This is a genomic window from Mammaliicoccus sp. B-M6 (genome assembly GCF_022386965.1).
Taxonomy (GTDB): domain Bacteria; phylum Bacillota; class Bacilli; order Staphylococcales; family Staphylococcaceae; genus Mammaliicoccus; species Mammaliicoccus sciuri_A.
The window spans coordinates 52,508-67,168 of record NZ_JAJNHJ010000009.1 but is presented as its reverse complement, the minus strand read 5'-3'; the positions used below and the strand labels follow the sequence as shown (position 1 = coordinate 67,168).

The following is a 14,661-nucleotide window of genomic DNA, read 5'->3' as shown; positions in this document are numbered from 1 at the left end:
CCTCTTATTTTATTTTAAAATGATGGAATTAACGTATCTTCATGTTTTTCTTTTAGATATTTTTTAACTGCATCACTTTTCATAACTTTATGTAATTCTTTAATTTTTTCTGAGTCTTTATTATCTTCTCTTGCAACGAGTTGAATTGAGAATCGTGAATCAATGTTTTTTTCTAAGAACAATGCGTCAGCAGGTTTTAAGCCAATTTTAGAAATATAAGTTGGATAGTTATAAACAAGTGATACATCTTTTTCACTATAAGTTTCTGCTAAGTTCAGTAAGTCTACTTTCAACCATTTGAAATCTTTAGGGTTTTCGACGATATCTTTCGTAGTGCCATTTACACCAACGCCGTCCTTCAATTTAATAAGACCTTGTTCTTCAAGAATCGCTAACGCTCTACCTTCATTTGAAATATCATTTGGTATTGCTACTTTTGTACCTTTTGGAATGTCATTGATGTCTTTATATTTTTTAGAATAAAAACCAACTTTTGCATCATAAATCGGTTGGATTGCGACTAAATTTGCTTTACGTTCTGAGTTGTATTTTTCCATAAATGGTTTATGTTGCGAGAAACTTGCATCTGCTTCTTTACTACTTACCATATCGTTATAAGCAACGTTGTCATTCACTTGGACAAGTTTAATTTCCCAGCCGTCCTTTTTAGCTTCTTTTGCTGCTTGTTTAACAACGTCTGTCATTGGTGGTGCTTGAGAAGCTACTTTAATAACTTTGTCTTCGTTATCTTTTTTATTCGCGCCACAGCCTGCGATGATAATGCTTAACATTAATAACATAACAAATAAACTTTTTTTCATTTCTACACTACTTTCTTTTATCTATTTTTTGAGCTATAAAGTTTCCTAACATTTGTATGATAAATACACTGATAATGATGATGATGATTGAGAAATACATGATTTCATTTTCATAACTTTGGTAACCGTATCTGATTGCGAAATCACCTATTCCACCACCGCCAACAATACCCATGACTGTTGAATAAGACACCATGCTTACTGTCGTCGTTGTATATGCCAATATAATGCCGCTACGTGATTCAACTAATATGAAATTCCATATATATTTATATATTGAGGCACCTAGAGATTCTGCTAAGACTTTAATATCACCAGGAATATCTAATAATACTTGCTCAACCAACCTTGAAAATATCGCAATACCTACAATACTTAAAGGGATAATCGATGGGTATGGACCAAACGCACTCCCTAAAATCATGCGTGTAAGTGGGATTAAACTGATTACAAATAGTAAGTACGGGAATGAACGTATAAATGTAATTAAGAAATTAAATGACCAATAATAATTGATATTTAACGCTTTAATACTTGGGTTTGATAAAAATAATGCGATGCCTAGAGGTAGTCCAACTAGCAAAGTGATAAGCATGGAATAACCTAACATGATGCACGTTTCTTGTAAGGACTGAATCAATTCTGGTAAGTAGTAATTTATCTTCTCTAAAAATGTCATTCTTCTAAACTCTGCCTAACATTCTCTAAATAAGAATTCGTATTTCTTTCTACACTTACTACTTTATTATCCATAACCTCTAACAATTGACCGTCCTCCATAACACATACTTTTTCACATAATTGTTTAACAACACTTAATTCATGCGTTACAAAAATAATCGTAATGTTGTATGCTTTATTCACTTTCTTCAACATCTTAATGATGATTTCTGTGTTATGTTCATCTAAACTACTTGTCGCCTCATCACACAATAAAATATCCGGATTTCGTACGAGCGCTCTTGCTAATGCAACACGTTGTTTCTCACCACCGGATAATTGTGCTGGATAATAATCCTTTTTATCATTTAACCCTACAAACCCTATTAATTCATCTACTTTTGCATTATCTTGCTGATTAATAATTTTTAAAGGCAAAGCGATATTTTGCTCAACATTAAGATTATTCAACAAATTATAATTTTGAAATACCATGCCTATTTTTTCTTTATACTTCCTTACAACACGCTTTGATAATGCTTCTGTATCTTTCCCGTCAAAAACAATGCGCCCTTCTGTTGGTTGTTCTATTAAATTCAGTAATCTCAGTAACGTCGACTTTCCCGAACCACTTTTGCCGACAATACCTGTAACAGATCCTGGTTCTATCGTTAAAGAAAAATCTTTTATAGCAAAATTGTCATTATATTTTTTTGAAACATTTTCTAATTTATACAACTTTATACTCCTGTAAAATTATTTTAAAAAGGGAATCTATTTTCATTATCTAATAATTGAAATCGATAATCAATATCAATTAATACATTTAAGTATTCTTTCTTTCACAACAATGTAAAAAGTTGAGTCCTTTCAACCTTATCTAGTATGATAGACTTGTAATGAAGATATCTTTTCTAAAAGGAGCGAAAGTAAAATGAACGAAGCAGCAAAAACATTAGATGGTTGGTACAGCTTACATTTATTTTATGCAATTGATTGGGCAAGCTTAAAAACTGTACCTGAAGAAGATCGAAACACAATGATCAGCGAATTCAAGACTTTCCTTGAAGCGTTGGAAACAGTTCATAATAGTAAAGAAGGTTCTCATGCTTTCTATAACATAACAGGCCAAAAAGCAGACTTAATGTTATGGTTCTTAAGACCAGACGTTAAACAATTAAACGCATTAGAAAATGAATTTAACAAGTTAGATATTAGCGACTTCTTAATTCCAACATATTCATACGTATCAATCGTAGAACTTTCAAACTATCTTGCAGGTGACTCTAACGAAGATCCATACGAAAACCCACATGTTAAAGCAAGATTATATCCAGAAGTACCACGTTCAGAGTACGTATGTTTCTACCCAATGGATAAAAGACGTGACGGCGAAGACAACTGGTATATGTTAGATATGGATCATAGACGTAGCCTAATGCGCTCACACGGTTTAATCGGACGTAGTTATGCAGGTAAAGTAAAACAATTTATTACAGGTTCAGTAGGACTAGACGATTACGAATGGGGCGTAACATTATTCAGTGATGACATGTTACAATTCAAGAAATTAATCTATGAAATGCGTTTCGACGAAGTATCAGCAAGATATGGTGACTTCGGAGCATTCTATGTAGGTAATATATTAAATATTGATGAATTAGATACATTCTTTAAATTGAAATAATATAGAAAGAGCCTGGAACTGAGTAAAGTTCCAGGCTCTTCATATTTTGAGTGCTAATGATGTTGATTTACAGGCCGATATTTTTATTTATCGGTCCAGAATATTAATTAAGGCTGGGACATAATACAATATCCCAGCCTCTATCTCATTGCCAACTATATTTAACTAAATATATTGATGAATAATGTAACAATTGGTACGCCTAGTAAATCTATTAGGAAGGCTCCAACTACTGGGACTACTAAATATGCTTTTGGTGATGCACCGAATTTTTTAGTTATAACATCTAAGTTAGCCATGGCATTTGGTGTTGCGCCAAGTCCATGTCCGATAAATCCGCCTATCATAACTGCTGCATCATAATTTTTACCCAGTCCTCTAAACACGACAAATACTGAGAATAGTACGATAAATACAATTTGTACTAATACAATAATTGTTAACGGCAGCGCCAATTGATAAATTTCTGTTAATTTAATACTCATTAACGCAATTGATAAGAATAAACTTAATGAAACATCACTCACTTGGTTAGTAATTTTCATATCAATAATGTTTAAGTTTCCGTAATCAGAAATATTTCTTATGATCACTGCTACAAACATTGCCCCAACATAAACCGGAATATTTATTCCTGTTAAATTCGTAAATCCATCTCCAATATATGTACCAATCGCCATACATACTGCAATAATTGTAAATTGAACAATAAATACTGTTGTAGGGTTCATTCTACTATGTAAGTTCTCGTTATATCCCACTTCACTAAAATCAATACCTGTATCTTTAGCATCTCCTGGTTTCAAATCAAACTTTTTAATTAAATATCGAACCACAGGACCACCTATTAATCCACCTGCAACAAGTCCTAATGTCGCTGCTGCAAGTGCCGCTGTTAGCGCAGAGTCTACACCTAATGATTCTAATGTCTTACCGTATGCCGCTGCATTACCATGACCACCTTCCATGGACATTGATCCTGCAGTTAAGCCAAGTAGTGGTGGTATATTTAACACTTTAGATAATGAAACACCGATTACATTTTGACAAAATGCTAAAATTCCGCAAAAAATAAAATATAAAATTAGTACTTTTCCACCAAGTTTTAATAATTTTAATGAAGCACCTAAACCTATTGTTGTAAAGAATGCCAACATAAAGAAGTCCTGTAGAAAATCAGAATCTAATTTAATTGTAATGACATTTAATGATTGTAAAATAGCAACTACAATAGCAAATAACAAGCCACCAATTACTGGCGCAGGAATACATAAACGTCTCAATATAGAAACTTTATTTACAATACCCTCACCTAATAAAAGTAAGACACATGCTATAGCTAAAGTTGTGACAGCATCAAACTGTAACATCATCGTTCCCCCTAAAACCTTATATTTTTATATAGAAATCGTTTTCAAACACTGATGAACATTATACTTATCTTGAGTAAAGAATGCCACCTTCTATAAATACGAAATAAAATAAATTCACAAAAAGATTATTATACAAATTTCTTTAATTGCAAAATAACAACAACTAAAAAACCAGACTAGCGTCTCTCGCTAGTTTGGTTTACTATTTATTTATTTTTTCACTTCTGTTTTGGCTTCTAAGTCTATCATTTCTTCTTGTGTCTTATCTAATACTAAATAGTTTAGTTCATCGTTCGTCATTTTCTTAAGTGATGGGTATCTTATCATAAAGAATACAATACCAAGCACTAACCAAATGAACAAAGCGATATAAGAAGGTAATGATAAACTTGCTGGTGATCCTGGGACAAGTAATAAGCCTAAGAATATACCAGCGATAATTGCACCGATAATCGCAAATGTTTTGTATTTTGGATGATACATCATGCTTCGTTTATCGTATGAAAATAGTTTGAATGCTGATAAACATGTTATGAAATAAGCGATTGAAACACCTGTTGATGACATATCTACAATCCATGTTAATGCTGTTCTACCTAACCATGGTGCAGCGAGTGCCAATACTAAAATAAATATAATACTAATATACGGTGTATTATATTTTGGGTGTAACTTTTTAAAGACGCTTGGCATAACAGATGCTCTACCCATAGAGAATAACAATCTACTTGAACTCATAAAGAATCCGTTCAATCCTGTGAATATCCCCATCAATATTGCGACGATTAATACGGCTAAACCAACAAACGAGAAGGCTTCTTGAACGACTGAACCTGTCACCCATAAATCTCCACCTACAGATGATGCATCTTTAAACAACCAACTTGTTAAAAGTATCATCATCACATAAGTAAGCGCTGATGCGATCAAACTAAATACGATTAACTTGAACGTCTTACTTGGTGAAAAGTTAAATTCTTCTGCCGTTTGCGGAATATTATCAAAGCCTACATATGCCCATGGTGCAACTGCCAGAATTACAACAATTGAGGCAAGCCAACCCATGTCATTATTGACAACAGGCTTAAGATTTGAGAATGAAAAATCATGCGTGAAAAATGATCCTGCAAATAAAAGTATGACAACAACTGCTAATATCACACAGAATATATATTGCAGACTTCCTGAAAAACTAGAACCTTTTATACTTATCCAAGCAAATATTAACAATATAAGTGAAGATAGTATAATTTCAGTTATGTACACATCCCAACCTGCTACTGTATATAATTTACCTTGTTCTAAAAATCCCGGCATAATAAATTTAAAAAGCAAACTAAATGCTGAGGCATTTAAAGCAACGATACAAATATATCCAAAAGTTAAAAACCATGATGAGAAGAATGATACATATTTACCGAATCCTAAGTATCCGAATGCAAAAGCACCACCTGATACTGGGAACTTTTCAACTAATGCACCGTAACTAACGGCAATAACAATCATCAATAATGCCCCGATAAATATACCGATTGAAGCGCCTAATGGACCAGCCTGACTAATCCAGTCACCTGGTAGGATAAATGCACCCCAACCTATACTTGAGCCGTAAGCAATGGCCCATACAAATTTTTCTGATAAGTTCTGATCTAAATTTCCTCTTGATAAATCTTTCTTTTTCCTAGCCATACATGTTCCACCCTTATTTTTAATTTTCGTGAAACGTAATTAACCTTTAATTAAATTTTCCAAACAGCAATTACGAGTAATAACCAACTTGCTATAAATAACACGCCGCCAATTGGTGTAATAGCGCCAAGTATTTTAATTTGAGTTACAGCAAGTACATATAATGAACCACTAAAGAATACTATGCCAAATGTCATCAACCATCCAGCTACGTTTAAACTGATAGATGTTGTGCCCGAAATAATACCAATTAAAATTAAACCGAGTGCATGATACATTTGGTATGTTGTTGCTTTACCCCATATATCTAAGTATTTAGTCGATAATTTATTTTCTAAACCATGTGCGCCAAATGCACCTGCTGCTACAGCGATCATTGCATTAATTGCACCTATTATAATAAATAATTTCATTTGTTATCTCCCTTTCTTATTTAAAAATCAAATATTGAATCTCCGTTACCTATACCATCATCTGTTGTTAATTGATTGTCTGTTTTATTTACAGATGGTGCGTTACTCACTTTACCACCCATTTTTCTAATTTCTTCATCTGAAATTTGTGGTTTTGCTTTTGGTGTTGGTTTAGGTGTTGAAGAAATATTTTGTTCTACTTTAATATCGTGCGTTAAATCGTCTTCTTTATCTACCAATCCACTTAACGTATGAATGGCATGCATGTGACGATTAAAGACTTCATTTGTTGAAGCATTGTCAGCAGCGACAAGTTCTTCTTCTATTGCAGCAATTAATTGTGATCTACTTATCATTAAATGTCACCTCCACACCAATTAATGGGTTCTTTACCACTCTCAATAAGATATTCATTCGTCTTACTAAATGATTTAGACCCAAAGAATCCTCTATAAGCCGATAATGGACTTGGATGTACAGATTGTATAATATGATGGCGTTCTGTATCAATAAGCTTGATCTTAGATTGTGCAGGTTTACCCCAAAGTATAAACACAACATCTTCTAATTCACTGGAAACATGTTTAATAATTTCATCCGTGAATATTTCCCAGCCAATATTTTTATGTGAATGTGCTTGATGTGCTTCTACTGTTAAGACGGTGTTTAAAAGTAATACACCTTCATTAGCCCAATCTTGCAAGTGAGGTGTCGTTCTCTTACAACCTATATCGTCTTCTAATTCTTTATAAATATTTCTTAATGAAGGTGGGAATTTTGCGTCTGGTTGTACTGAAAAAGCTAAGCCATGCGCTTGATTCGGACCATGATAAGGATCTTGCCCGAGAATAACCACTTTCACATGATCTAAAGGTGTTAAATCAAATGCTTGATAAATATTTTCTCTATCAGGATAAATCGTCTTACTTTTATATGCTTCTTCTAAAAATGACTCCATTTCAGAAAAATCATGTTCAGATTTTATTTTATGAAATATTTGTTGCCAATCCATATTATTCACCTCAATAAAAATGATAACATAGCACTCAAGAAAAGGTCATAACTATTTTTTACAATTAAAAAACGTGATATGATAAAATATATGAATTATTGGGAGGAATCATCAATGGCATTAAAAAAAGTCTTAACAATAGCAGGATCAGACACAAGTGCTGGAGCTGGAATGCAAGCAGATTTAAAGACATTCCAAGAGCATGACACATATGGAATGGTTGCATTAACAGCAGTCGTTACAATGGACCCACAAACATGGTCACACGACGTAACACCATTACCTCTTGATTTACTAGATAAACAATTAAACACAGCTATTTCAATCGGACCAGATGCAATTAAAACAGGTATGCTTGGTTCTGAAGAAATTATTAAACGTGCACGTCAAACATATGACGAAGCAGACGCTGAAATTTTCGTAGTTGACCCTGTAATGGTATGTAAAGGTGAAGACGAAGTACTTAACCCGGGAAATACTGATGCAATGATTAAAGAACTATTACCAAAAGCAACAGTCGTTACACCAAATTTATTTGAAGCAGGTCAACTATCAGGTTTAGGTAAACTAACTTCAATTGATGATATGAAAAAAGCAGCAGAAAAAATCCACGAACTTGGTGCACAATATGTTGTCATTAAAGGTGGAAAAGCTTTAGAATCAGATAAAGCTTATGACTTATATTATGACGGACAAAAGCATGTCCTATTATCAACAGATAAATTCCAATCAAGTTATAACCACGGTGCAGGTTGTACATTCGCAGCAGCAACAACAGCTAACTTAGCAAACGGCGAATCACCAGAAGATGCAATCATACATGCAAAAGCATTCGTAGCATCAGCTATTAAAAACGGTTGGAAAATGAACGACTTCGTAGGTCCAGTAGATCACGGCGCTTCAAACCGTATCGAAAAAATAGAAGTATATACTGAAGAAGTATAATAAAAAGCTGTACGCATGTGCGTACAGCTTCATAATGTCGACAAGGTCTTAGACTTTGTTGGCATTTTTTTGTGGGGATGCTGGATTGGTGTTAGTTATGGAGGTATCGGGAGGATACAGCGAGCGTTGTGAACACTTCTGACCAAACTTGTTCATAACGGGGGCGTTAATTACAAAACTCGGCCGAAATGTTACTATGGACCGCCTTAGTTACAAAACTCGTAACAACTGTAAACATGGCACTCACTATTTGCACCTTCAACCAAAACTGCTTCTAAAAACACCAAACTATAAGTGTATAAATAATGAATACTAAAACAAAAAAGAAAAATGATTTTATCTTTTCAGATATTGGTATGAATATTAATAAATCTAGAGTTTATTAATAGCAATTTATTCGATTTTATACCACGCATTAACATTTTAAGATAAAAGTAATATATCATCTCCATGATCAAAATATTGACCATTTTTATCTTCAGCTAAGTAAAAATGATAGTTCCTTTTAGAATTTCGAGTTTTCAGATTCAGAATAACGTACATATCATTTTTTCAAAAAATCTATACCTGGTTTTAAATAAAATTATATAAAGTATTATCCTTCATAACAATCACCTTTCTAAAACTCTTTTTTTAAATATATAATTCTAGATACATAGTACGATACTAAATATATAATTATTCCTAAAAATATATAAATCATAGGTATTATAAAGTGTGTATCTTTAAGTATTAATGGGAATATTTTTTGAAATTGTTTAATTAATTCTTGAATAATAAAAACAAATAATAGCCCGATCATACCTCCGCCGATAACAATAGCATCTGATTTTTCTGGACCTAATAAGTACAAAAGTGGGAATACTAAACTACCTCCAAATAGTACAATAAATATCCCTAAACTTGCAGAATCTAAAAATTTTAAATTTTCCTCTTTTACAAAAAAATTGTCGTAAACAAAAAATATAAAAAATGATACAATAACTCCTATACTGGAATTAACAAAATAAAAAATATAATGACTAGTTACTATATTTTTTTTACTGACAGGTAGAGTTAAAACATATCTATCATATCCAGAACTATTTTCTTTCTTTATTATTTCTAAAGAAGGTAATGAAGTTAATAATAAAATAATCATTATAGCTATTGGTAATGATTTTTCTGATGAGAACCAAAGTAATACAAAAGCAACTAAACTAGCGATAAATATATAAGACAAGACACTTCTATGTACTAAGTAGTAGTTTGTAAGTAATAAACCTTTCATTTTACTCCCCCCCTGTTAGTAATAAAACCATTTCCTCTAAATCAATGGCTTTATACTCTATGTTTTTAGGTATATTAGATCTATCTGAAATTAGTATTTTTTTCTTATTGTTATGTAAAGTGGTTTGATAAATAATTATATTTTTCTCAACAATATTTGAATCTTCGACCTCTACAACTGCATAATTTTGCATAATATTCTCTTTACTATCTTTCAAAATTATTTTACCTTTTTTTAAAATAATTAAGTGTGTTGCTATCTTTTGAACATCCCCTAGTATATGAGAAGATAACAAAATAGCTCCATTGTTTATTTCATTATAGACTTGTAATTTTTCAAGAAGCTTATTTCTTGAGACAGGATCTAAACCTCCTGTTGCTTCATCTAATAGTAAAACTTTGGCATTATGAGCCATTGAGATTGAAACTGAGAGCTTCATAGACATTCCCCGTGATAAAGTGGATACTTTTTTATTTAAAGGTAAATCAAATTCTTTAAGTAAATCAAAATACTCATTTTGATTCCATTCACTGAATATTTCTTGAAAGACATTATTTAGTTGTTTAGCAGTCAAGTCTGATGGTAAATTAATAGCATCAAAGACTGTTCCTATTTTATTCTTTAAATTTATATTTAAATCTAAATCTTCGTTAAAAAACAAAACTAATCCTTCATCTTTTGAAATAAGGTTTAACAAAGTTTTAAATGTTGTAGATTTGCCAGCTCCATTTTCACCTATAAACCCTACAATTTCACCTTCATTAATTTCAAAATTCAAATTATCTAAAATTTTTTTATTATCTATACTTTTACTAAGATTTTCAACTTTTAGTAAGACCATCATTTTTCCTCTCTAACAAATAAAATTTGGCACAAATAGTTATTATTAACACAATCTTCACACAATTTCATATATTTGTAAACTATTTTAATATTAAAATAGTGTAAATATAATTATAATATTGACTAAAATAATTATAATTATAAATAAAACATCAATAATATCTCGGAGGGATTATTATGAAAAATATAATAAAAATTGATTGTGGTTTTACTGATTTTTATATATTTAATAATGAACAATGCACATTTAATTTATCTCATTATTTTGTATTTTTCTTCAATATGATGTTACTCTTTTTAACAAGAGTTCGTGCATATATGCACCAATCCCCTCACTATTATGAGTAGTGAGGTTTTATTTATGTTGGCTAGTCGCCTATTTTACTTATCATCACGATTGCGTAGCCAAAACTGCTCATAACAACAAGCTCATCACATGAAATTCTCACAACCAATCCCCAAATATAAGCAAAAGCCGAGACAACGTTTCTTGTCTCGGCTCCATTCATTACGATACGCACATGCGTACAGCTCTTTATTATGATTGCATGATACTAAATTCCGCTGTGACTTTTGCCACTTCTTTGCGGTTCTTAAATAATGTCATTTGATATTGATAAAATGCATTATCTCCCTCTTTAGTTTCATTTAAACATTCTAATTCTGCGATGTAATTTTCTAATGTCATGATACGTTCTGTCTGTTCAAACTCACTTTTAATTTGTTTAAGTTTTGTATCATTTCTCATAAATGGCTTAAAACTATTAAACTCTCGAAGTACGCTTAATAAGTATTGAACTGGCACTTCTTCATAGTACTGATATCCCATTATATTACAATAATCTAAAACCGCTTCATCGTTAAATGAAATGCGCATTGTTTCCAATAATTCCACCCGCCATTTCTTGAGGCTAATCTCAGTTGTAATTGTACTTTAAAGAGTATCATCATTCAAGTGAATTTTTACTATGACTTATTACTCTAAATGTCGTCTTCTTCCCTTAAATACGCATTATTATCTAGTATAACTTCTACATTAGGATGATTATACAAAACAGATGCTGGTAAGTCTGTTGTTATGTCACCTGTTAATAATCGTTTAATCGCTTCTGCTTTCTTCGGTCCATAAGCTAATAGAATTATACGTTTAGCTTTCATAATAGATTGAATACCCATAGAAATAGCTTGTTCTGGTACTTCTTCAATTGTTTCAAAATATCTACTATTCGCTTCTATTGTAGACTCTGTTAAATCAACAATACTTGTCACACTATCAAATGAAGTGCCTGGTTCATTGAAACCTATATGTCCATTTTCTCCAATACCAAGAATTTGAACATCTATTGGTCCTTCTTGATCTAATAATGCTTCATAACGTTTCGTTTCTGCATCTAAATCCTCTGCTGAACCGTTTGGTAAATGTATACGCGATTCGTTCCAAGATGGTAAATGATTAAAGAGTACGTCATGCATATATGTGTAGTAACTTTCTGGATGATCATAATCGATGCCAATATACTCATCTAAATTAAATGTCGTGATTTCACTCAAATCAATTTCATTAATTCTAATCAAGTTCACAAGTTGTTCGTATACACGAACCATCGTTCCACCAGTTGCTAATCCAAGCACACTTTTTTTATTTGAAATAATTTGCTTTAATAACTCATTCGCAACATAATGGCATGCTTCCTCTTTAGATCCTAAATTCATGATTTGCATAATTATCCCTCTATTTCTTTTATAAATCTTTTCGCTATTTCTAAAGGTCTCGTAATAGCGCCGCCAACGACTGTACAATGTACACCTAAATCTGTTACGCGTTTAAACATTTCAGGTGTAATAACATTTCCTTCTGCGATTACTTTTGCGTTAACATTATCTAATACATCTTTTAAAAATTGAAAATCATTTTCGTATAATACATGACCTTTTGTATATTCTGTATAACCTCTTAAAGTTGTACCAACATAGTCGAATCCTAATTTATCAGCCTGAATAGCTTCTTCTAAATCAGAGACATCTGCCATAATTTCAACATTTGGTGCATGCTCTCTAATATATGAAACAAGTTCTTCAAGTGACTCTTTAGGTCTTTCTTGTTTAGTTGCATCTAAAGCAATAACTTCACAACCACTTTCAATTAATTCATCGACTTCTTTTGAAGTTGCTGTGATAAATACTTTTGAACCTTCATAATCACGTTTTACTATTCCGATTACCGGTAAATCAACTTCTTCTTTAATAGCGATAATATCTTCTTTCGTATTCGCTCTAATACCTTTAGCACCTGCTTGAGATGCAGCTAACGCCATCTTACTCATAATAAAAGATGAATGTAATGGTTCATCCGGTAAAGCCTGACATGACACGATTAATCCTTGTGGTAACATTTATAAAAACACTCCTTATTGATTTTCTAACGCTTCTTCTACTTCATTTTTTATAGTCGTAACATGTGGACCATAAATAATTTGAATACCCGTTCCTTTTTTGACGATACCTCTTGATTCTGTCGTCTTAATGAGATCTTCGTTGAACAAATGCTCATCATTAATCGTTACACGTAATCTTGTTGCGCAACAATCGACTGTATCTATGTTTTCTTTTCCACCTAAACCTTTAATGATTGTTTCGGCACGTTCACTTGCTTCAACAGTTTGAACCGCTTCACTATCTTCACGTCCTGGTGTCTTAAAGTTAAATTTCGTAATTAAAAATCTAAAAGTCACATAGTATAAGAAGAACCAAACTATACCGATCGGAATGACTAATAAATAGTTCGTCTTACTATTCCCTTGTAACACACCGAAGAGGATATAATCAATGAATCCGCCACTAAAGGTTTGACCGACAGTGATGTTAAATATGTCAGCCATCATAAATGCTAAACCATCAAATATTGCATGGATAACATATAATACTGGAGCAATGAATAAGAAACTAAATTCAAGTGGTTCTGTAATACCTGTTAAGAATGATGTTAATGCTGCAGAAAGCATTAAGCCACCTACTACTTTTTTCTTCTCTGGTTTAGCTGTGTGGTAAATTGCTAAAGCTGCACCAAGCAATCCGAACATCATTGTTATAAAGCGACCAGACATGTATCTTGAAATACCTGAATAATAATGTGTTAAATCTGCATCTCCTAATTGTGCGAAGAAGATATTTTGAGTCCCTTGTATGATTTTCCCGTTGATTTCCATCGTACCACCAAGTGCAGTTTGCCAGAATGGTAAGTAGAATATATGATGTAAGCCAAATGGCCCAAGCATACGTAATATAAATCCATAAATAAACGTCCCGATGACACCTGTTTTATTAACAAGACCACCCGCATTAAATATCCAACCTTGAATCGTTGGCCAAACAAAGAACAAAATAACACCTAGTACGATTGACGCAATTGACGTTACAATCGGTACAAATCTCGATCCACCAAAGAACCCTAAGAACGGTGGCAATGTGATTTTGTTATATTTATTGTGTAGCATGGCAGTCATAATACCGACGATAATCCCACCGAACACACCTGTTTCGACAGTTTGAATACCTAGTACCATACCTTGTCCTGCTTTAGCTAATGCTTCTGGTGCTGCAACATTATCCGTAATCGTTAATAATGCGTTCATCGTCGCATTCATAATTAAGAATCCTAACATTGCTGCTAAACCTGCTGTACCTTTATCACTTCTTGCTAAGCCTATCGCAACCCCGATTGCGAATAATACTGGTAAATTCGCAAAAACGATATTCCCCGCTGATGACATCAAAATAAATATATACTGTAATAAATCTACGTCTAAAATCGGATATGCTTTAATTGTGTTTGGATTACTTAAAGCACCACCTATACCTAATAACAACCCTGCTGCAGGTAAAATTGCTATGGGTAACATAAATGATTTCCCGAATTGCTGTGCTTTATCAAAAATTTTACTCATTCGA

Annotated in this window: 16 protein-coding genes; 2 read left to right on the top strand and 14 right to left on the bottom strand. The window is 32.5% G+C overall.

What is annotated here, in order from left to right; all coding sequences use genetic code 11:
* Positions 1–14: 14 nt before the first annotated feature.
* The 3 genes from LQ693_RS05205 to LQ693_RS05195 are packed head-to-tail and all read right to left on the bottom strand — an operon-like array spanning position 15 to position 2,219.
* Positions 15–821, bottom strand: coding sequence for a MetQ/NlpA family ABC transporter substrate-binding protein (locus tag LQ693_RS05205; protein ID WP_119489252.1), 807 nt, complete (start codon positions 819–821; stop codon positions 15–17).
* A 7-nt stretch (positions 822–828) separates the two neighbouring features.
* The gene (gene emtB / locus LQ693_RS05200) at positions 829–1,500 is read right to left on the bottom strand and encodes a metal ABC transporter permease EmtB (RefSeq protein ID WP_103361272.1); all 672 of its coding nucleotides are present in this window, start codon (positions 1,498–1,500) and stop codon (positions 829–831) included.
* A complete protein-coding gene (locus tag LQ693_RS05195; RefSeq protein ID WP_119489250.1) occupies positions 1,497–2,219 on the bottom strand; it encodes a methionine ABC transporter ATP-binding protein in 723 nt (240 codons plus the stop codon). Before LQ693_RS05195 ends, emtB begins: the two co-directional genes overlap by 4 nt.
* Positions 2,220–2,415: 196 nt before the next feature.
* On the opposite strand from LQ693_RS05195, the gene hemQ reads away from it, so the two are divergent.
* Positions 2,416–3,168 (top strand): hydrogen peroxide-dependent heme synthase, encoded by a 753-nt coding sequence (gene hemQ, locus LQ693_RS05190; RefSeq protein WP_107565240.1) that lies wholly within the window; start codon positions 2,416–2,418, stop codon positions 3,166–3,168.
* Positions 3,169–3,329: 161 nt separating this feature from the next.
* Here hemQ and gltS read toward each other — a convergent pair whose 3' ends face one another.
* The 5 genes from gltS to LQ693_RS05165 form a co-directional block, all read right to left on the bottom strand.
* Complete coding sequence (gene gltS, locus LQ693_RS05185) at positions 3,330–4,538, bottom strand: sodium/glutamate symporter (RefSeq protein ID WP_107565239.1); 1,209 nt, start codon at positions 4,536–4,538, stop codon at positions 3,330–3,332.
* Between the two features lie 213 nt (positions 4,539–4,751).
* Positions 4,752–6,230, bottom strand: a complete 1,479-nt coding sequence (locus LQ693_RS05180; protein ID WP_239703105.1) for an APC family permease — start codon at positions 6,228–6,230, stop codon at positions 4,752–4,754.
* Between the two features lie 50 nt (positions 6,231–6,280).
* Positions 6,281–6,643 carry a DUF423 domain-containing protein gene (locus tag LQ693_RS05175; RefSeq protein WP_107634237.1) on the bottom strand — a complete coding sequence of 121 codons (363 nt, stop codon included), beginning with the start codon at positions 6,641–6,643 and terminating at the stop codon, positions 6,281–6,283.
* A gap of 20 nt (positions 6,644–6,663) precedes the next feature.
* On the bottom strand, positions 6,664–6,999 hold the full coding sequence (locus LQ693_RS05170; protein WP_107634238.1) for a DUF5327 family protein: 336 nt from the start codon (positions 6,997–6,999) through the stop codon (positions 6,664–6,666).
* A complete protein-coding gene (locus tag LQ693_RS05165; RefSeq protein WP_107634239.1) occupies positions 6,999–7,655 on the bottom strand; it encodes a uracil-DNA glycosylase in 657 nt (218 codons plus the stop codon). Before LQ693_RS05165 ends, LQ693_RS05170 begins: the two co-directional genes overlap by 1 nt.
* Positions 7,656–7,769: 114 nt before the next feature.
* Between LQ693_RS05165 and thiD the strand changes: the two genes are divergently transcribed.
* Complete coding sequence (gene thiD / locus LQ693_RS05160) at positions 7,770–8,600, top strand: bifunctional hydroxymethylpyrimidine kinase/phosphomethylpyrimidine kinase (protein WP_025904890.1); 831 nt, start codon at positions 7,770–7,772, stop codon at positions 8,598–8,600.
* Positions 8,601–9,219: 619 nt separating this feature from the next.
* On the opposite strand, the gene LQ693_RS05155 is transcribed toward thiD, so the two are convergent.
* The 6 genes from LQ693_RS05155 to LQ693_RS05130 all read right to left on the bottom strand — a co-directional run bounded on the left by LQ693_RS05155 (position 9,220) and on the right by LQ693_RS05130 (position 14,657).
* The gene (locus LQ693_RS05155) at positions 9,220–9,870 is read right to left on the bottom strand and encodes an ABC-2 transporter permease (RefSeq protein ID WP_107596549.1); all 651 of its coding nucleotides are present in this window, start codon (positions 9,868–9,870) and stop codon (positions 9,220–9,222) included.
* A gap of 1 nt (position 9,871) precedes the next feature.
* Positions 9,872–10,711: an ABC transporter ATP-binding protein gene (locus LQ693_RS05150; protein ID WP_232151886.1), complete on the bottom strand. Its 840-nt coding sequence runs from the start codon at positions 10,709–10,711 to the stop codon at positions 9,872–9,874.
* A 540-nt stretch (positions 10,712–11,251) separates the two neighbouring features.
* Positions 11,252–11,590 (bottom strand): hypothetical protein, encoded by a 339-nt coding sequence (locus tag LQ693_RS05145; protein ID WP_232157687.1) that lies wholly within the window; start codon positions 11,588–11,590, stop codon positions 11,252–11,254.
* 104 nt (positions 11,591–11,694) lie between these two features.
* Positions 11,695–12,435 carry a glucosamine-6-phosphate deaminase gene (gene nagB, locus LQ693_RS05140; protein WP_107572787.1) on the bottom strand — a complete coding sequence of 247 codons (741 nt, stop codon included), beginning with the start codon at positions 12,433–12,435 and terminating at the stop codon, positions 11,695–11,697.
* Positions 12,436–12,437: 2 nt separating this feature from the next.
* On the bottom strand, positions 12,438–13,106 hold the full coding sequence (locus tag LQ693_RS05135; protein WP_025904887.1) for an N-acetylmannosamine-6-phosphate 2-epimerase: 669 nt from the start codon (positions 13,104–13,106) through the stop codon (positions 12,438–12,440).
* Positions 13,107–13,121: 15 nt separating this feature from the next.
* Positions 13,122–14,657: a PTS transporter subunit EIIC gene (locus LQ693_RS05130; RefSeq protein ID WP_107572786.1), complete on the bottom strand. Its 1,536-nt coding sequence runs from the start codon at positions 14,655–14,657 to the stop codon at positions 13,122–13,124.
* Positions 14,658–14,661: the final 4 nt, after the last annotated feature.